This is a genomic window from Phocicoccus pinnipedialis (assembly GCF_903994035.1).
In the GTDB taxonomy this organism is placed as follows: domain Bacteria; phylum Bacillota; class Bacilli; order Staphylococcales; family Salinicoccaceae; genus Phocicoccus; species Phocicoccus pinnipedialis.
Genome location: NZ_CAJEWB010000010.1, coordinates 1 through 17,655, shown reverse-complemented (window position 1 = coordinate 17,655; position 17,655 = coordinate 1). Strand labels below are relative to the sequence as shown.

Annotated in this window: 16 protein-coding genes, 10 tRNA genes and 1 riboswitch; of the genes, 12 read left to right on the top strand and 14 right to left on the bottom strand. The window is 36.9% G+C overall.

The window, feature by feature from the left end:
- Nucleotides 1-10 precede the first annotated feature (10 nt).
- On the bottom strand, nucleotides 11-1,189 hold the full coding sequence (gene metK / locus H9D55_RS04360) for a methionine adenosyltransferase (RefSeq protein WP_186077202.1): 1,179 nt from the start codon (nucleotides 1,187-1,189) through the stop codon (nucleotides 11-13).
- Between the two features lie 87 nt (nucleotides 1,190-1,276).
- Nucleotides 1,277-1,389: riboswitch (SAM riboswitch) on the bottom strand.
- A gap of 131 nt (nucleotides 1,390-1,520) precedes the next feature.
- Between metK and pckA the strand changes: the two genes are divergently transcribed.
- Nucleotides 1,521-3,095 carry a phosphoenolpyruvate carboxykinase (ATP) gene (gene pckA / locus H9D55_RS04355; protein ID WP_186077200.1) on the top strand — a complete coding sequence of 525 codons (1,575 nt, stop codon included), beginning with the start codon at nucleotides 1,521-1,523 and terminating at the stop codon, nucleotides 3,093-3,095.
- 146 nt (nucleotides 3,096-3,241) lie between these two features.
- Here the strand turns inward: pckA and H9D55_RS04350 are convergent, their stop codons facing one another.
- Entirely contained in the window at nucleotides 3,242-3,688 is a 447-nt protein-coding gene (locus tag H9D55_RS04350; protein WP_186077198.1) for an NUDIX domain-containing protein, read from the bottom strand.
- 72 nt (nucleotides 3,689-3,760) lie between these two features.
- Here H9D55_RS04350 and yidD point away from each other — a divergent pair, with 72 nt between their 5' ends.
- Nucleotides 3,761-3,991, top strand: coding sequence for a membrane protein insertion efficiency factor YidD (gene yidD, locus H9D55_RS04345; RefSeq protein WP_186077196.1), 231 nt, complete (start codon nucleotides 3,761-3,763; stop codon nucleotides 3,989-3,991).
- A gap of 16 nt (nucleotides 3,992-4,007) precedes the next feature.
- Here yidD and menE read toward each other — a convergent pair whose 3' ends face one another.
- The 5 genes from menE to H9D55_RS04320 are packed head-to-tail and all read right to left on the bottom strand — an operon-like array spanning nucleotide 4,008 to nucleotide 10,013.
- On the bottom strand, nucleotides 4,008-5,366 hold the full coding sequence (gene menE / locus H9D55_RS04340) for an o-succinylbenzoate--CoA ligase (RefSeq protein ID WP_235963107.1): 1,359 nt from the start codon (nucleotides 5,364-5,366) through the stop codon (nucleotides 4,008-4,010).
- A gap of 52 nt (nucleotides 5,367-5,418) precedes the next feature.
- Nucleotides 5,419-6,237 carry a 1,4-dihydroxy-2-naphthoyl-CoA synthase gene (menB, locus tag H9D55_RS04335; protein ID WP_186077191.1) on the bottom strand — a complete coding sequence of 273 codons (819 nt, stop codon included), beginning with the start codon at nucleotides 6,235-6,237 and terminating at the stop codon, nucleotides 5,419-5,421.
- Nucleotides 6,237-7,016 carry a 2-succinyl-6-hydroxy-2,4-cyclohexadiene-1-carboxylate synthase gene (gene menH, locus H9D55_RS04330; RefSeq protein ID WP_186077189.1) on the bottom strand — a complete coding sequence of 260 codons (780 nt, stop codon included), beginning with the start codon at nucleotides 7,014-7,016 and terminating at the stop codon, nucleotides 6,237-6,239. The genes menB and menH overlap by 1 nt, the downstream gene beginning before the upstream one ends.
- Nucleotides 7,006-8,661: a 2-succinyl-5-enolpyruvyl-6-hydroxy-3-cyclohexene-1-carboxylic-acid synthase gene (menD, locus tag H9D55_RS04325; RefSeq protein WP_186077187.1), complete on the bottom strand. Its 1,656-nt coding sequence runs from the start codon at nucleotides 8,659-8,661 to the stop codon at nucleotides 7,006-7,008. Before menD ends, menH begins: the two co-directional genes overlap by 11 nt.
- On the bottom strand, nucleotides 8,661-10,013 hold the full coding sequence (locus tag H9D55_RS04320; RefSeq protein WP_208454731.1) for an isochorismate synthase: 1,353 nt from the start codon (nucleotides 10,011-10,013) through the stop codon (nucleotides 8,661-8,663). Before H9D55_RS04320 ends, menD begins: the two co-directional genes overlap by 1 nt.
- 132 nt (nucleotides 10,014-10,145) lie before the next feature.
- Between H9D55_RS04320 and H9D55_RS04315 the strand changes: the two genes are divergently transcribed.
- Both H9D55_RS04315 and H9D55_RS04310 read left to right on the top strand, forming a co-directional pair.
- Nucleotides 10,146-11,063, top strand: coding sequence for a 1,4-dihydroxy-2-naphthoate polyprenyltransferase (locus H9D55_RS04315; protein ID WP_186077183.1), 918 nt, complete (start codon nucleotides 10,146-10,148; stop codon nucleotides 11,061-11,063).
- A gap of 77 nt (nucleotides 11,064-11,140) precedes the next feature.
- Nucleotides 11,141-11,743, top strand: coding sequence for a DUF5067 domain-containing protein (locus H9D55_RS04310; RefSeq protein WP_186077182.1), 603 nt, complete (start codon nucleotides 11,141-11,143; stop codon nucleotides 11,741-11,743).
- Between the two features lie 65 nt (nucleotides 11,744-11,808).
- Here the strand turns inward: H9D55_RS04310 and H9D55_RS04305 are convergent, their stop codons facing one another.
- The 6 genes from H9D55_RS04305 to H9D55_RS04280 all read right to left on the bottom strand — a co-directional run bounded on the left by H9D55_RS04305 (nucleotide 11,809) and on the right by H9D55_RS04280 (nucleotide 16,102).
- Entirely contained in the window at nucleotides 11,809-12,657 is an 849-nt protein-coding gene (locus H9D55_RS04305; RefSeq protein WP_186077180.1) for an aldo/keto reductase, read from the bottom strand.
- Nucleotides 12,658-13,155: a hypothetical protein gene (locus H9D55_RS04300; protein ID WP_186077179.1), complete on the bottom strand. Its 498-nt coding sequence runs from the start codon at nucleotides 13,153-13,155 to the stop codon at nucleotides 12,658-12,660.
- Nucleotides 13,156-13,270: 115 nt separating this feature from the next.
- Nucleotides 13,271-14,809, bottom strand: a complete 1,539-nt coding sequence (locus H9D55_RS04295) for an AbgT family transporter (protein WP_186077177.1) — start codon at nucleotides 14,807-14,809, stop codon at nucleotides 13,271-13,273.
- 269 nt (nucleotides 14,810-15,078) lie between these two features.
- Nucleotides 15,079-15,168, bottom strand: a tRNA-Ser gene (locus tag H9D55_RS04290).
- A gap of 5 nt (nucleotides 15,169-15,173) precedes the next feature.
- Nucleotides 15,174-15,248, bottom strand: a tRNA-Asn gene (locus tag H9D55_RS04285).
- A gap of 272 nt (nucleotides 15,249-15,520) precedes the next feature.
- Nucleotides 15,521-16,102, bottom strand: coding sequence for a thermonuclease family protein (locus tag H9D55_RS04280; protein WP_186077175.1), 582 nt, complete (start codon nucleotides 16,100-16,102; stop codon nucleotides 15,521-15,523).
- A 154-nt stretch (nucleotides 16,103-16,256) separates the two neighbouring features.
- Between H9D55_RS04280 and H9D55_RS04275 the strand changes: the two genes are divergently transcribed.
- From H9D55_RS04275 to H9D55_RS04240, 8 genes are all read left to right on the top strand, one after another.
- Nucleotides 16,257-16,330 (top strand) — tRNA-Met (locus tag H9D55_RS04275).
- Between the two features lie 4 nt (nucleotides 16,331-16,334).
- Nucleotides 16,335-16,410, top strand: a tRNA-Asp gene (locus H9D55_RS04270).
- Between the two features lie 30 nt (nucleotides 16,411-16,440).
- A tRNA-Phe gene (locus tag H9D55_RS04265) sits at nucleotides 16,441-16,516 on the top strand.
- A 5-nt stretch (nucleotides 16,517-16,521) separates the two neighbouring features.
- Nucleotides 16,522-16,594, top strand: a tRNA-His gene (locus tag H9D55_RS04260).
- An 11-nt stretch (nucleotides 16,595-16,605) separates the two neighbouring features.
- Nucleotides 16,606-16,679 (top strand) — tRNA-Gly (locus H9D55_RS04255).
- Nucleotides 16,680-16,688: 9 nt separating this feature from the next.
- Nucleotides 16,689-16,760 (top strand) — tRNA-Asn (locus H9D55_RS04250).
- Between the two features lie 4 nt (nucleotides 16,761-16,764).
- Nucleotides 16,765-16,836 (top strand) — tRNA-Glu (locus H9D55_RS04245).
- 40 nt (nucleotides 16,837-16,876) lie between these two features.
- Nucleotides 16,877-16,964, top strand: a tRNA-Ser gene (locus H9D55_RS04240).
- 54 nt (nucleotides 16,965-17,018) lie between these two features.
- Here the strand turns inward: H9D55_RS04240 and H9D55_RS04235 are convergent.
- The gene (locus H9D55_RS04235; protein WP_186077173.1) at nucleotides 17,019-17,606 is read right to left on the bottom strand and encodes a competence protein ComK; all 588 of its coding nucleotides are present in this window, start codon (nucleotides 17,604-17,606) and stop codon (nucleotides 17,019-17,021) included.
- Between the last annotated feature and the right edge of the window lie 49 nt (nucleotides 17,607-17,655).

The window sequence follows — 17,655 nt, the reverse complement described above, 5'->3', positions numbered from 1 at the left end:
CCCGTCTAAATTAAACGTTTAAATAGCTTTTTAATGCGTCCACTTTGTTTGTGTTTTCCCATGGAAGCTCGATATCGTTGCGTCCAAAGTGTCCGTAACTTGCTGTTTGTTTGTAGATCGGGCGTAATAAATCTAATGATTCAATGATGCCATCTGGTGATAAATCGAATGTTTCACGGATTGCTTCAACAACCTTCGCTTCCTCTACAATACTTGTACCAAACGTGTCCACAGTAATGGATACTGGTTGTGCTACACCAATTGCATAAGCGAGTTGGATTTCACATTGAGCTGCAATACCAGCTGCTACAATATTTTTTGCAATGTAACGTGCAGCATATGCTGCTGAGCGGTCTACTTTTGTTGGGTCTTTACCACTGAATGCCCCTCCACCGTGACGTGCGTATCCTCCGTAAGTATCTACGATTATTTTACGACCAGTAAGACCCGCATCTCCTTGTGGTCCACCGATAACAAAGCGGCCCGTTGGGTTAATAAAGTATTTTGTGTTTTCATCAATTAATTCTCCTGGAACAACTGCACTAATTACATGTTCATATAGGTCTTTTTCGATTTCTTCTCTTTCAATTCTTTCATGGTGCTGAGTAGAAATAAGAATTGTATCTACGCGGACTGGTTTATGATTCTCATCATACTCAACTGTCACTTGTGTTTTACCATCTGGACGTAAGTAATCTAACGTACCTTCTTTACGAACTTCTGTTAAACGCTTTGATAATTTGTGTGCAAGGTGAATTGGAAGTGGCATAAATGTTTCTGTTTCGTTTGTTGCATAACCGAACATTAAACCTTGGTCCCCTGCACCTGTAGAGCTTTTTTTACTATTTTTAGATTCGATTGATTGGTCTACACCTTGAGCAATATCAGGTGATTGCTCATCGATACCAGTTAATACTGACATCGTTTTGTAGTCATATCCATATTTCGCATCTGTATAACCAATTTCTTTAACCGTATTTCTCACGATTTTTGGAATATCCACGTATGTACTTGTTGTAATTTCACCAACAATTAAAGCGAGTCCTGTGTTAACTACAGTCTCACAGGCTACACGTGCATTTTTATCTTCACTAATAATCGCATCTAATATTGCATCTGAAATTTGGTCAGCAATTTTGTCTGGATGTCCTTCTGTTACAGATTCTGACGTAAATAATTTACGTTCCATTAAAAAAACTCCTTTAGAATAATATTAGCTATCTCGACAAGCAATAAAAAAAGCCTTTCTCAATACACGAGAAAAGGCAGACCTTTCCTCTTATCGCTCAGAGAGTTTTAACACTCTGCATCCTTTAGCACCATTCTTTCAATGGAAAGTGGTTGCTGGGCTTCATTGGGGGTGTTCCCTCCACCTACTCTTGATAAGAGATAACTTGTATTTATCCTACTAAAGAAATAGATATAAATCAAGACTTATTAAATGAATCGTACTTTTACTCCACTGATTTTATGATATACTCTATTATATATGGAAACATTTAAAGTTATGGAGGATTCTGATGGAAAACACTGCGACCTTGATAGAAAAATTAGTAAATAAAGAAACAACACACAATCAGCTTTCAACTGCTCAACTTGTGGAGGCTTCGATTAAACGTAACGAAGGAAAATTAACAGACAAAGGGGCCTTATCTGTTACAACGGGTAAATATACTGGCCGTAGCCCTAAAGACCGCTTTATTGTTAAGGATGCAAAAACAGAAAACACTGTAGATTGGGGAGAAGTAAACCAATCAATCGAAAGCGAAGTTTTCGATAACTTGTTCAAAAAAGTTGTGGACTATCTTGATGAACGAGAAGAGTTATTCATATTCAACGGATATGCAGGTGCGGACGAAGACACGCGCTTAAACATCCGTGTAATAAACGAATTCGCTTGGCACAACCTTTTTGCAAAGGATCTATTTATCGAGCCTGCAACAAGAGAAGAAGGACTTGATATTGAATCAGAATTTACAGTTGTTTCTGCACCTACTTTCAAAGCAGACCCTGCAGTAGATGGTACTAAATCAGAAACATTCATTATTGTTAACTTTACTGAGCGTATTGTTTTAATCGGTGGTACTGAGTACGGTGGAGAGATGAAGAAATCAATATTCTCTGTTATGAACTTCTTATTACCAGAACAAGACGTTCTTGCAATGCACTGTTCAGCTAACGTTGGAAAAGATGGAGACGTTGCTTTATTCTTCGGATTATCAGGAACTGGTAAAACGACGTTATCTGCTGACCCTAATCGTGAACTTATCGGTGATGATGAACACGGTTGGAACAAAAAAGGTGTTTTCAATATCGAAGGTGGATGCTACGCGAAAGCAATCGATCTTTCTGCAGAGAAAGAACCTGAAATCTATGGTGCGATTAAATTCGGTACAGTTTTAGAAAACGTATGGTTAGATGAAACACACTCACCAGACTACACCAACAAAAATTTAACAGAAAACACGCGTGCAGCATACCCGCTTAAGCACATTGAAAATGCGCTTATTCCATCTAAATCAGGTCACGCAAAAACAATTATCTTCTTAACAGCAGATGCATTTGGAGTGCTACCTCCAATCTCTAAATTAAACAAGGATCAAGCAATGTACCACTTTTTAAGTGGGTTCACATCTAAGCTTGCAGGTACAGAGCGTGGCGTAACTTCACCAGAACCGGTATTCTCTACTTGTTTCGGTGCACCGTTCTTACCACTTCACGCGTCAGTTTATGCTAATAAGCTTGGTGAGTTAATTGATGAGCACAACGTAAATGTATTCTTAGTCAACACTGGTTGGACTGGTGGAGAGTACGGCGTTGGAGAGCGTATGAATTTAAAACACACTAGAAGCATGGTAACAGAAGCAATTTCGGGTAACTTAGAAAACGGTGAATTTGTAACTGACGAAACATTCGGATTACAAATCCCTACTTCTGTTAAAGACGTACCAAGCGAAGTGTTAAACCCTAGAGAAACTTGGGCAAACAAAGATGCGTACGATAATATAGCAAATAAACTAATAGAATCATTCAGAGACAACTTTAAGAAATTTGGAGACGACTCACAAGCATTCGCAGAAAAAGGCGGATTCTAATAATGAAAGCCTAACTTATAAAGTTAGGCTTTTTATTTTGAGTGTTTTTTGATTGTGATAAAGATTAGATATATAGGTATAGAAATTTAATTTATGATTAATTTATAAAGTAACAAAGATTCAAATCGATTAGATTTGAATCTTTGTTACATCGTTTTTGTTTGATCATACAAATATTGTATGCATGGGTCTTTCAGTAGGATACTCTTATCTTTCTCATGAATGTCTTCTAGGTGTTCATAAAGTACTGGTCCTAGCGTTTCATGGTAGTCGCATTTTTCGATAAAAGCATCTACTTCTACCTTATAAGCTGCCTTGTTAAATGGTTCTTCATCATACACTGTATACGTACCTAAATACGTAATTGTTTTAACTTTTGCACCTGTTTCTTCAAACAGTTCGCGACATACCGCGTCATATATTGTCTCACGGTCCTCTAATTTACCGCCTGGAAATTCCACGCCACGTTTTTTATGTCTTGTAAACACATACTTTCCATTAAACGTAGGAATCACTAATATGTGTCTTGCTTCGATTGATTCATCGAATCTTAATTCCACTCGTGTTCCTAATGAATCCGTAAATACTTTCATGTCAACACCTCAAAATTGCACATGTACTTCATTTATATTATAGTAGATTTAACTAAAGAAAGCCTGGTGTTTATGAAAAATTTTTTTATTAAAATCGTTCGTTTCTATCAAAATAAAATTTCGCCAATGTCTCCACCATCGTGTCGCTTCTACCCAACGTGTTCTAATTACGCAATCGAAGCGATTGAGGAGCATGGAGCGTTAAAAGGCACAGCAATGGCTGCAATCCGCATTTCAAAATGTCACCCACTTCATAAAGGTGGATTCGACCCAGTACCACCAAACAAGCGTAAGCAAAGATAAAATTATCTTTGCTTTTTTATTTGATATACTTTTCTTGATTTAGCTTCCTAGAAATCTTACCCGTGTCCGTGTAAATGATCGATTCAACAAATCTAATCTCTTTGGGATGTTTATATCTCGCGAGCGCTCTATCAAAATGACTTTTAATTTCATGCTCGATGATTCTATTAGGCGCACCGTCAATAAGAAGTACTGGCACTTCGCCCCACGTGTCATCTTGTTTTTTTACAACTACACAACTTCTTGTTCCGATATATTTCGCCACGATTTCTTCGATTTCTTTAGGATAGATGTTTTCTCCACCACTTATAATAAGATCTTGTCTACGATCTAATATATAAACATATCCATCATCTACTCTAGCGACATCCCCCGTATTAAAATATTCACCTTCGTACTCAATTTCCGCATTTAAATATTGAGTTGTCACATTGTCACCCTTTACAAGTAACGTGCCATCTTCTTTGACCTTAATATGATCAGTCACTTTTCCAACCGCTCCAGCTAAAATATGGTCATCCGTGTATTTAATCATCATAATTTGTGAACATGTTTCAGTCATTCCAAATGAGTTATAAACAGGTAGTCCTTTTTGGATTGCATCACGAAGTAACTTAGGAGTAGTGTTCGCGCCACCCATTAATATACCTTCTAGAGAGTCTAGGTAAACGTCCAGATCATCTAAAATTCTGCGCAACATCAGTGGTACAAATGACGTATGTGTTACTCTACTACCTCTGATTTCATTAATGACTTGTTCTGCATTGAACTTATTATGAATAATTAAAGTGGACCCTGATAACACAGTACGTATTAAAATTGAGAATCCTGAAATATGGAAAATTGGATTCACCATCAGCCATTTGCTGAACTGATCATACTCCATTCCATATTGACATTTTTGATGTGATGCAAAATGATTTTTATACGATTGTGTCACAGCTTTCGAATTTCCTGTAGTACCGCTTGTAAACATAATTGTTAAAATCGAATGCTCATCTATTGCTGTGTTTATCTCTACTTCTTCACTATTCATATCTTTAAAGAATAATACAGACATATTGTCAAGTTCTAGTTCAACCGTAGATATAACGGTATCTACTTGTACAGTTACAAGTTGCTTCACAAGTTCACATTTAGTGAGACGCGTGTTTAACACAACGATTTCAATACCACGCTTCATAAGTGCGTGTATTAATCGTAAACTATCTAAACTATTATCCATGAAGACGCCGACTCTATTCGGTAATTTACCTAAACGAATGGCATCTTGATTTGCTAATTCATTTAATTCTCTGTAAGTTAGGGATTCATTTGCATAAACTACGGCAACTCTGTTGCCAAACTTATTTGCTGCATCTTCTAGCCAGTTCATCATATCACCTCAAAAGAAAAAGCCTGAACGCATTGTCCAGGCAATTATTGTTTTATGGGAATTTAGGGAATTGATCAAAGTCAGGTGTACGCTTTTCTTTAAATGCATCTCTTCCCTCTTTCGCCTCATCAGTTGTGTAATAAAGTAATGTTGCATCTCCAGCAAATTGCTGTAACCCAGCAAGTCCATCTGTGTCAGCGTTCATTGCAGCTTTTAGGAATCTAAGAGCAGTTGGTGAGTGTTGCATGATTTCTTCACACCACTTAACTGTTTCATCTTCTAACTCCTCTAAAGGTACAACTGTGTTTACTAAGCCCATATCTAATGCCTCTTGTGCATCGTATTGACGGCATAAGTACCAAATTTCACGTGCTTTCTTATGACCCACGATGCGCGCAAGGTATCCTGAACCATAACCTGCATCGAATGAACCAACTTTAGGTCCTGTTTGACCGAATCTTGCGTTCTCTGCTGCAATTGTTAAGTCACATACTACGTGTAGTACATGTCCTCCTCCAATCGCCCAGCCTGCAACCATTGCAATTACCGGCTTTGGAGTGACACGAATTAGACGTTGTAAGTCTAAAACATTTAGACGAGGAATGTTGTCGTCTCCCACGTATCCACCGTGTCCACGAACTTTTTGGTCCCCACCAGAACAGAACGCTTTGTCTCCTTCACCTGTTAAAACAATTACACCAACTCTTTGGTCATCTCTCGCACGACTCACTGCGTCGATCATTTCTGATACTGTAAGTGGGGTAAATGCGTTATGAACATGCGGACGGTTAATCGTGATTTTTGCGATACCGTTATAAAATTCATATTTGATTTCTTTATATTCTTTTAATGTTTCCCAAACGCGTGACATTACTGTCCCTCCAATAAAAATTTAATTACTCTATCGTTAAATTCTACACTATTTTCAAGATGAATGTTATGCCCAACATTTTTAATACATATAAATGTAGCATTATCAAAAATTTTAAGCATTTGATTGCCAAGTCTTACAAATTTTTCATCTCTCTCACCAGCAAGAATGAGCACTTTTTTATTCGATTTCATAATAGGCCAAAAGTTCGTTTGCGTGCCAGTGCCATATTTACGTAGGCTGTCCGCGACTTCAACGGGGTTTTGTCTAAGGCGAAGTTCATCTCGAATTTTTTTCTGATCTTCATTTAAATTTCTTTGAGACGAAAACAGGCCTAAGTTTGACCACTTCTCACAAAACAGCTCGTAATCTCCTTCAACAGATAATGCTCTATATTCATCGAGCTCAATCCGTTCTTGACGTTTCTTCTCATCATTAATACCAAGTGTTGTACTCTCTAAAACCATTCGGCCTATGCGCTCTTCGTGATGATACAGGAGCGATGCTGCAACGCGTCCCCCCATCGAATAACCAACAACGTGCACTGCTTCAAGATTCACTTCATCTAATACTTCTATAATCCAGTCTGCAATTGTATCAATCGTATAATCAAAACCGACACTCTTACTTTTACCAAATCCTGGTAAATCAATAAGTAAAATATTAAACTTATCTTTATAGTCGTGAATTAATGAATCAAAAGCACCATGGTCAGATAAAAATCCGTGTAAAAATAAAACTGTCTCTTCCTTAAAATGATCTAAAAACTTATAATTCAAATGACTGCACAACAAACTCCACTTCTTTTCTTAAATGTTGATGTTGGTGTAAATTATCTTCTCTATCTGTCATGATTTCAATGAAAACTCTACCTTGTTTGTTTAATAAATCATCCGTTAAATCTTTATATGATTGTACTCGGTAATATTCAAAATCATAAAGCTCTGCCGCATGCTTGAAATCTAAATCTAGCGGTGTACCAAACAATCGTTCAAAATGCGTCTTCTCTTGATACTGTGGTAAGTAGCTAAAGATATTGCCGCCGTTGTTATTAAACACAATAACAGTTATATCTATATTTTCTAACTTTGCAAGCAACAAGCCATTTATATCATGGTTCATTGCTACATCACCGATAATCAGCGTCGTTGGCGCAACTGTTGCTGCACCCATTGCACTTGATACGACACCATCAATTCCATTTGCTCCGCGGTTTGCGTAAACCTTTAGTTTACGGTCAACGTCGTATCGTTCAAAATCACGAATCGGCATTGAAGAACTTAAGAATACTTGTTGATTAATAAGTTTCTTTATAATTTCATACATATAGCGACCTTCGTCATCGTACTCTACGATTTTCTCACTGATAAACTCACGAATAATTTTGTCGAGCTCTAAAAGCACTGATTCTTCTTCGCTTTCTTTAATCAAACGACTCAAAAGGTTCGTGATATTACCAACGTATGTCTTCTCCGGCGTCACTGGGAATGGTTTAATATCTATAAATTCACTCACAAGAATTTGTGGTAACTTCACTTTACTTAAGAACTGATTCGTCGACTTACTTGTCACTGGTTCCCCAACTCTTACGATGTAATCGAACTCAGTTTCAATTTTCTTGATTTTATCATTAGAAATATTACTGAATATAAGGTCATGTGTCGTTATCACATTATCGAGATTTACTCTCATATTTTGACGTGGATCCATGATTGTACTGACGTTTCTATAGTTGAATAATGGAGATAATTCTTCTAAACATTCGTTTGTTTCACCGATAATTAAAAGAACTTTACCTGAAATCTCATCTACAGATTTTGGTATCGTTATGTTTTCTATTAACTCAACTTTCGAATTAACAAATAAATCGTTTCGCGTTAAATCTGGCATTAACGGCTCCCGAATGGGAATATTAATTGCGATAGGGCCTCTATTCACACCAGTGAAATACATGCTTGCCTGCAAGACACGGTTTTGCACTTCTCTTTTTATGACATCTCCTGCTTCAGCAATTGGAAATTCCACATGGTATCTCACAAAATTTTCGTACATATTTGTCTGATTAATTGCTTGAGGTGCACCAACGTTTCTTAACTCATATGGACGGTCACTCGTAATCACTACTAGAGGTAAATGACTGAGCCCCGCTTCACTCACTGCTGGGACATAGTTCGCCGCTGCAGTTCCTGATGTACACAACACACCAACAGGGCTGTTGCTTGTTTTTATCTTACCAAGCGCAAAGAAAGCTGCGCCACGTTCATCTGGATGGACGTAAGTTGTTATTTTGGGATGTAGTTCCGCTGCTATAGCGATTGGTGTAGAACGTGAACCTGGTGAAATCACCATGCTTGTCATACCATACTTGTAAAGCTCGTCAACAAGTGTAAAAACTTGTTCAGTTAACGCTTCTGTGTGTGACATTAGAGTGCCTCCAATACATTTAACATCGGTCTAAATTTCGTTGTCGTCTCAACATACTCAAGCTCTGGGTCTGAGCCTTCAACGATCCCTGCACCTGCGAATAATGTCGCACTCGATCCTTTAATTAACATAGAACGGAGTGCAACTACAAACTCTGCGTCATTATTTTCACTGATAAACCCAAGTGGCGCAGCATACAGACCTCTAGTATAAAATTCGTGCTCTTTGATATATTCTTGCGCAAGATTCTTAGGAAGACCTCCAACTGCTGGTGTTGGGTGCATCTGATATAGTACATCAAAAAGGTTTGCGTCTTCATTTAACACCGCTTCAATTGGTGTATATAAATGATAGATGTAGCGGTTCTCCATAATACTTGGCTTGTAGTCATACATTATATCGTGTGTGTAAGCTTTAATATCTTCAATAATAGAATCACGTACGACGATGTGTTCAAACAAGTTTTTCTCGTCTCTTAAAAATTCGGCCTTGTTTGCATCATTAACTCTGTAATCTTGGGTTCTTGGTATTGAACCCGCGATCGCATTCGTCAGTAACTTATTGTTGAAGACGTTGAATAATTTTTCCGGTGTCTTTGATACAAACACTGAGTTCTTTCTTTCGAAATAAACAATATACGTCCCCGCTTCATCCAATAAGCGATTGATGATGAAGTTTAAATCAATATGCTCGTCCATTCGAACAAGCAACTGTCTAGATAGTACAACTTTTAAGAAATCAGAGTCTAAAACATTAAGTGTTTCTTTTACGAGGTTTTTCCACTCTTCTGGAAAAATTTCATGCTCACTCTTAATACTGCTAATGCGTACTTTCACTGAAGAGCGTTCGATGCCTTCTAAAGTATGTAAAATATACCTAACAAGTCCTTGTTTTTCTAACTCATCTTTCTCAATGATGAAAATACCGGCGTTTTTCTCTAGGTCAAATTGCCATCTTGCGAGATGAAAACCAACCATATCGAAATCCATCCATTCGTCTGATGATTTCTTATCATCAAAACGCATCCCCCCAAAAAGATCCGCCTTCATGTCGATAGATTCATCTAATTTTATATATTGTAACTTTTGAAAAACTGTTGTTTTTAATTCGTCTAGCGTACCCGAGTCAAAATTAGATCGTGTAAATCCATCTAAATATCCAATTCCGATCTTATTAAACACGTTTTCTTTTGATTTAAACCAATAGCGTTCACCTTTGTGCTCTTTAAAGTAATCCAATATTTTCGCCTCGCTAAGATTAAATCCATCTAATGAAAACACAACGGCTAAATACGGTGTATTTGAATCGAGTGTTAAATCTTCAATCAATTGTTGTGAAGACTGAACGTTCATTACTTCCACATTCCTTTTTCCAAAAATCCTCATGTATTCCTTATATTTTATCATTTTTAAGACAGAGTTTGTATATTGTCTAATTGAATTGTGTTAAAATATGTCTGGTACTTATAGAAAAGGAAGATTTATATGCAACATGCCGAAGTTTTAACTGGATATAAAAAATATATTAGTTTAACCCGCCCTCATACACTCACCGCAAGTTTTATACCAATTTTCGTAGGGACTGCAACAGCACTTCCTTATGGAGACATTAGATGGGCAATGTTTATTTCTATGTTGATTGCCACTCTTTTAATTCAATCTGCAACAAATATGTTTAATGAATACTACGACTTTAAACGAGGTTTAGATAGTGAAGATTCCGTTGGAATTGCTGGGGCAATCGTACGAAATGGAATGAAGCCAAAAATCGTTTTGACATATGCTGTAGTTTTTTATGTTATCGCTGCTATTATAGGTCTTTATATTGCGTACAGCTCGAGCTGGTGGATTATAGTTGTAGGTGCAATCTCAATGGCTGTCGGATATTTTTATACAGGTGGTCCATTTCCGATTAGTTGGACACCATTCGGAGAAGTATTTGCTGGTCTATTTATGGGAACTGTTATCATCATGATTACATTTTTTATTCATACTGGTACACTAAATATCTTTCCATTAATCATTTCGTTACCAGTCGCAATTACTATCGGCCTATTAAATATGTTTAATAACATACGAGACCGCGTGAAAGATGCTGCGAGTGGACGAAAGACATTTGTAATTATTGTAGGTAAACAGCGTGCAACACAAATAGTCAGTTTTTTATTATTGCTGTGTTATTTATTTATCATTGTAATGAGTTTCACTGATTTGTTCGCATCATTATTTATGTTATTACCTCTTTTATCAATCAAACAATATCGTAAAACAATGAAACTTCTTAAAGAAGGAGATTTACCAATAGAACTTATTCCAGCAATGGCATCAATGGGTAAACTCAATACAATGTTTGGTGTTCTTTTATCTATAGGACTCTTAATTTACGGTTTAATCGTACATTAAATGTATCCTTATCTTGTGATTAATATTCTAAAGGCTTATAATATTGTATGACTTTAAATTTTTAGGAGGTCCATTTCATGGATTTTAAACGATTTATCATTATGACTGGTCTTGCATCTACTCTTGTTTTAACTGCGTGTACCAATACGGATTCTAACAAAAGTGTTGAAGATAAGACGGAAGAAGTAAGTAAGGAAGCTGAAACATCAGAAGTTACTGCTGGTGAAGAAACTGATCTATCATTCGAAGGAGAATACGGTACCTACGAGTTCTCTAAATTTGATACGGTAGAAATTCCAGCATCAGATGAGGCTAAATCTGCAGCTAAAGAATCTGGAGAAGACGAACCAGGTCCAACAAAAGTTGTCGTTGCTGAATTCCAATTTACAAATAAAGCGACAGTTCCTACATCTGCTGCCGAAGCATTTGGCTTGGATTTCGCAGTTAGACAAGTTACTGAAGAAGGTGTAAATCCTACTGACAATATGACACTAGATATACCAGAAGATAGCGAATATGCCGACATGATCACAGATTCTTCAGAAACAATGGTTAAAGAAGGCGAATCAACAAAAGCATTTGTTGCATACGGCCCAATTGACGACGAGTTAGAGACTCACTTACAATCAAGAGAAGGCATGGAAAGCGAAGCTTTCGATGTTATCATTAAAACTAAATAGTTTTCATTCTTTAAATATAAAAACGCCCCTAATTCTAATTAAGATTTAGGGGTTTATTTTTGTTATTAGAAATCTCTGTTATCTGGATCTGTAGGTACGCCCACGAGATATTCCATCTCATCGATTGTCTTCATGTCTTCATCACTAATTTCAAAATCAAATACTTCTGTGTTCTCTTTAATATATTGCGGTGTTACTGATTTAGGTAATGGAAGTGTGCCGTGTTGTAACGTCCATCTAATACAAATCTGTGCAACAGACTTCCCATATTTTTCAGCAATTTTAAGTAAAGTATCATCGTTTAATAATTTACCATTTCCGTTTGGAGAATATGCTTCAACTAAAATTCCAAGTTCTTTACATAGAGCACGTGACTCTTCTTGTAACCAACCTGGGTGGAATTCAATTTGGTTAACCATTGGTAAAATTTCGGCATCACGTAATGCTTCCATATGTTTCTTTTGGAAGTTAGATACACCAATACTCTTCACTCTTCCACCTTTGTAAAGTTCCATTAATGCACGCCAAGATTCTTTGTTTAACTCTATCCAGTCTTCGTTTTGCATTTCAATTGCTGGCCAGTGAATTAAGTAAAGATCTAGGTAATCCATGCCAAGTTTTTCTAACGAAGCTTCAAAAGCTGCCATTGTTTTATCATATCCACGCTCCGTGTTCCAAACTTTAGACGTAACGAACACTTCTTCACGTGCAAGTCCTGAATCCTTGATTGCTTTGCCTACACTCTCTTCATTACCGTAGACTGCAGCAGTATCTATATGACGATATCCTACTTTTAATGCTTCTAGAACTGCGTTGTATGCATCGTCTCCATCTGGTGTTTTCCAAGTTCCAAATCCAACTACAGGAACCTCTAATCCATTTTTTAGCGTATACGTACTTCTTACGTTTTCCATTTAAAACATCTCCGTTCTTTTTCTTAATATGAATTTCGATCCTGTAACATCATGGGCAATCTCCCCACCTTCAACATACACTTTTACGGATGCTGCATGGTGCAATTCACCATTAAAGTCTGTATATTTGATTAAAAGTCTTGCATTGAATGCTGATTTCTCTTCAATATATACGTTTAAATACAAAACATCATGTTCAACTAAACCTTGATTATCCACTGAAGGTTTTCCATAATGAAAATCTGTGTCCATATCGTATCCTTGCAGAGTGAAGTCTTCAAGTTGAAATGGATTTGCATTGTTATTGATGACTCTAAATTGAATTAATTTACGTCCATCATCATTTACAAATTCTTTAACCTCATCAATTTCTAAATAAGGTTGCGTAAGCAATATTTCGCCACGCCCTTTTGCTTTATAGATAAAGAATACGAATGAGATTGCAGCAACTGATAACATCAATGCTAAAATCGAAATAAAATTTAGATCTAAATCCAAAGCATTAACTCTCCTTCCTTCACTACTTCAATTCGAATTTTACCAAACTTTCAATTTACATCCTAACAAAAGGTTTAAAAAACAGCCGTAAAAGCTACGGCTGAATATATATTTTCTATCTTGTTGAGTTTTCTAATAACGAGTAAATCCCTGGTCCAAACGGTATGTTTAGGAAGTAAAATACAAGTAAAAGTATGATCCAAGCAAGTAAAAATGTAATTGAATATGGAAGCATTAGCGCCATATAGCTACCAATACTCGTATTTTTATCATAACGTTTCATAAATGCTAAGATGATAATCATGCTTGGGAACAGTGGGGTTACAATATTGATGCTCGAGTCCGCTATACGATATGCTGCTTGTGTAAACGCTGGATCATATCCAAGCTGCATGAACATCGGTACAAAAATAGGCGCTTCAATTGCCCATTTCGCTGAACCTGACGTAATCAGGAAGTTTAGAAGTGCTGTAAAAATGACATAGCCAATGATAAGCGGAATCCCTGTAAAGTTAATATCTTTCAAGAACTCAGCTCCGTTAACGGCAATCCATGTACCAAGGTTGGACCAGTTGAAATACGCTGTGAACTGTGCAATTGCGAATACCAATACGATGTAGCCAGCCATTTCTTGAATTGCTTCTGTCATCTTTGCAGTAACATCTTTAGATGATCGAATGCTTCCTACTGTGATTCCGTATGTTAAACCAATTAAGATGAAGTATAGTAGAATAATCGGCACGATTCCTGATAGGAATGGGCTTGACATGATACTACCATTTTCACCCGTAAGCGGTGAGTTTTTATCTAATAACATCCATGCGAATAGTCCACCCCAGTATACAAGTGTTAAAACACCAACGAGGATTACACCAAGTTTTGCATTTGGGTGATCTTCTTGTTCTTCTATCTCATTGTCTATTTCTCCACCTTCGTATTTTCCAAGACGTGGCTCAATAAATCGTGTTGTAACGAGTCCGCCAATGATAGTAAGCATGAATACAGACACAATGTTGAAATACCAGTTGTCGAGCGGTGACACGATTAATGAAGGATCAACGATTTTTGCTGCTTCAGTTGTGAGACCTGAAAGCAAAACGTCTGTACCTGCAATTAATAAGTTTGCTGTAAAACCTGCACCAGCTCCTGCGAAACCAGCTGCAAGACCTGCTAATGGGTGTCTCCCCACTTTGTAGAATACAAGTGCACCAAGTGGTGGAATGATGATTACAGCCGCATCACTTGCGATATTACCCATTATACCTACAAACACAACTGTATATGTAAGTAAGAACGGCGGAGACTTTAAAATTGTTTTGCGGATTGCATAGTCTAAAAGACCGACTTTTTCGGCTAATCCAATACCGAGCATCATTGCGAGTACTAGGCCAAGTGGGGCAAATCCTGTGAAGTTCGTTAAGGTACTTTCGAGTATGTATTGAAGACCTTCTCCTGAAATTAAGTTTTTAACGGGCAACTCTTCACCTGAAGATGGGTGAATAACAGTCGCACCTCTATTTGCAAATATCCATGAAATAACCATGACGATAAATGATAAAATAACAAATAAAGCAAACGGGTCTGGTAATTTATTACCTACACGCTCTATGACGTCGAGTATCCTTTGAAAGATACCTTTCTTTTTCTCTACCATACAAACACCTCTTTCTTTTATATTTATAAAACTTATTTTATATCACTACATAAACTATTGTCTAACGATATTTTAATTTTAGAGTTTATATTTTAATAAATCGCTGTTAAACAAAAAAATCTCTCACTACCGTTAAGTAATAAGAGATATGATTATCCAGGATATATGTAGTCTTTTTAATTTAAGTAAAAAAATAAGGCAGTTATTTTCATAACTGCCACCAAAATGCTACATGTTCAATTGAACACTGATAACATATGGGTTTGTGACGGGAACGGAGAGATTCGAACCCTCGCGCCGGTATGAACCGACCTACACCCTTAGCAGGGGCGCCTCTTCAGCCACTTGAGTACGTTCCCATATATGGCTCCACAGGTAGGATTCGAACCTACGACCGATCGGTTAACAGCCGATAGCTCTACCACTGAGCTACTGTGGAATATTTTTCAATCAACATTTATTATTATACCAGTCCTCTGTTAAATTTCAAGACCTAATAATAAAAAAATTTAAAAACAACATTACTGAGTAATGTTGTTTTTATAAGTATGGGTTTTAGATGCATATAATTCAAAACATTAATTAATCGGGGGGCTGATTAATTTATTTGATATATTTATACTATCATCTAATTGAGAATTAATCAATGCTAATTGAGAAAAAATGTACATTTTTCTCAAATAAATCACTATTATTTATAATTTTATAATTCTAATTTGACCAAAGACCTCGCTTATTTGCTTTTGCTTCTTTCTCTGCTTTCTTCAAAATATCTAAATACGTATCGTTTGGCTGCTGAATATAACGAACCGTCGCGAGCCCTTCTCTAACGAGAAGCTCATTGAGCATAACATCATCAGCATATACATATGCTAGGTATCGATCATATTTATCTTTGATTTCATTATCAAACTCTATATATATATGTTCTGCATTTCCTAGAACTTCTTTTACCCTCTCAAGAGCCTCTTCAGCATATGGTTCACTTTTATCCCCATTACGACCTATTTCTGGAGTATCAATTATTAAGTATCTAAATGAATGACTCTCTCCATTAAAAATAAATTGCGTTGTGTCGCCATCCGTATGGCGATCAAGTTTAACTTCGTACTTCTCAAAGGAGTTGACAACATGCCTATCATTAGTATGAATCACATCTTCATCATTACCACTAAAAAAGTAAACGAGAAGCATTATACCTAGAACAGCAAGTAATCCTGGAAGTCCTAACTTTTGATATTTCCTGAATGGACGTCTTCCGTTTTTATAAAATTCTTCATTACCATTTTTCATAAAATCATCCTTAAACTATTCATTTTGATTATTATACATATATCTACCCTATTATTATATGTTTTGTATAAAAATAATCAAAAAGTACTTGATAATTTTGAAATCTTTGTGTAAGATATTATCTAGACGTTAAAAAAACGCTAACTATTATTATCGCGGGATGGAGCAGTTCGGTAGCTCGTTGGGCTCATAACCCAAAGGTCGGTGGTTCAAATCCGCCTCCCGCAATTTAGGTCCCGTGGTGTAGCGGTTAACATGCCTGCCTGTCACGCAGGAGATCGCGGGTTCGATTCCCGTCGGGACCGCCATTTTTTATTTAAAGCGTTAATCATGTATTAGGTTCTGTAGCTCAGTTGGTAGAGCATCTGACTGAAGATCAGAGTGTCGGCGGTTCGACTCCGTCCAGAACCACCATTTTGGCGATTGTGGCGAAGTGGTTAACGCACCGGATTGTGGCTCCGGCACTCGTGGGTTCGATTCCCATCAGTCGCCCTTACTTTTATGCGGGTGTAGTTAAGTGGTATAACCTCAGCCTTCCAAGCTGATGTCGAGAGTTCGATTCTCTTCACCCGCTCCATTCTATTATTCCACAGTAGCTCAGTGGTAGAGCTATCGGCTGTTAACCGATCGGTCGTAGGTTCGAATCCTACCTGTGGAGCTCTGGCCCCTTGGTCAAGCGGTTAAGACACCGCCCTTTCACGGCGGTAACACGGGTTCGAATCCCGTAGGGGTCATCTTACACATAAACTAAATCGTTTATGTGTATTTTTATTTGGGTAGTTGGCCGAGTGGCTGAAGGCGCACGCCTGGAACGCGTGTAAACGGTAACCCCGTTTCAACGGTTCAAATCCGTTACTACCCGTTATTAAGTGCCTCTCATATGAGAGGCACTTTTTTATTATTCTAAGTTACGTGTTCATTTCATTAAATCTATATTTTGCATGAAATTAATGTATTGCTGTCTTCTGTATTCTTCTAAAAATTTTAAATCAGCTTCTACACTTCTCATGTCTGGTCCTTTATTTTTTTCTTGTTCTAAAATTTTTTCCCGTTTTTGATTCGCTTTGTAATACAACTTCAACGCACACATGTATTGCCTTTCAAACGTGTAATATGAAACATCTATATCTATGGATGTCCCATTCGTAAATGAGATACGTGTCATATCCCCTACTTTAATATAATCTTCTATATATTTTATATTGAACCAATGATTGATGTGATTACGATCAGAATACATTGGGAAATAGATATAACTACCTATAAAGTCTATCATAATTGGTTGCTTCGAAATTATACGTGTTAAATGTTTGGTAATTTCTTTTCTGTGAGAGTAATTTGAAGAATATGCACGACAATTTTCCATTACTATTCTGTTAGATGTCTTTTTCACTTTATAAAGTTCACCGGATGACTCCATGATTTGAGTAATCACTTCATTTTGAGCTGATTCATCTGTACCAATATACATTGTTGCTCCATTTATTGTATAGGAATGATTCATAATTCACCTCTGCTTTATTTGTTAAATATAATATACACTATTGTTAAAT

Excerpts from the sequence above, each read along its gene's own strand:
- metK (WP_186077202.1), bottom strand. The coding sequence starts at position 1,189 with ATGGAACGTAAATTATTTACGTCAGAATCTGTAACAGAAGGACATCCA.
- pckA (WP_186077200.1), top strand. The coding sequence starts at position 1,521 with ATGGAAAACACTGCGACCTTGATAGAAAAATTAGTAAATAAAGAAACA.
- H9D55_RS04350 (WP_186077198.1), bottom strand. The coding sequence starts at position 3,688 with ATGAAAGTATTTACGGATTCATTAGGAACACGAGTGGAATTAAGATTC.
- yidD (WP_186077196.1), top strand. The coding sequence starts at position 3,761 with ATGAAAAATTTTTTTATTAAAATCGTTCGTTTCTATCAAAATAAAATT.
- menE (WP_235963107.1), bottom strand. The coding sequence starts at position 5,366 with ATGAACTGGCTAGAAGATGCAGCAAATAAGTTTGGCAACAGAGTTGCC.
- menB (WP_186077191.1), bottom strand. The coding sequence starts at position 6,237 with ATGTCACGCGTTTGGGAAACATTAAAAGAATATAAAGAAATCAAATAT.
- menD (WP_186077187.1), bottom strand. The coding sequence starts at position 8,661 with ATGTCACACACAGAAGCGTTAACTGAACAAGTTTTTACACTTGTTGAC.
- H9D55_RS04320 (WP_208454731.1), bottom strand. The coding sequence starts at position 10,013 with ATGAACGTTCAGTCTTCACAACAATTGATTGAAGATTTAACACTCGAT.
- H9D55_RS04315 (WP_186077183.1), top strand. The coding sequence starts at position 10,146 with ATGCAACATGCCGAAGTTTTAACTGGATATAAAAAATATATTAGTTTA.
- H9D55_RS04310 (WP_186077182.1), top strand. The coding sequence starts at position 11,141 with ATGGATTTTAAACGATTTATCATTATGACTGGTCTTGCATCTACTCTT.
- H9D55_RS04305 (WP_186077180.1), bottom strand. The coding sequence starts at position 12,657 with ATGGAAAACGTAAGAAGTACGTATACGCTAAAAAATGGATTAGAGGTT.
- H9D55_RS04295 (WP_186077177.1), bottom strand. The coding sequence starts at position 14,809 with ATGGTAGAGAAAAAGAAAGGTATCTTTCAAAGGATACTCGACGTCATA.
- H9D55_RS04280 (WP_186077175.1), bottom strand. The coding sequence starts at position 16,102 with ATGAAAAATGGTAATGAAGAATTTTATAAAAACGGAAGACGTCCATTC.
- H9D55_RS04235 (WP_186077173.1), bottom strand. The coding sequence starts at position 17,606 with ATGAATCATTCCTATACAATAAATGGAGCAACAATGTATATTGGTACA.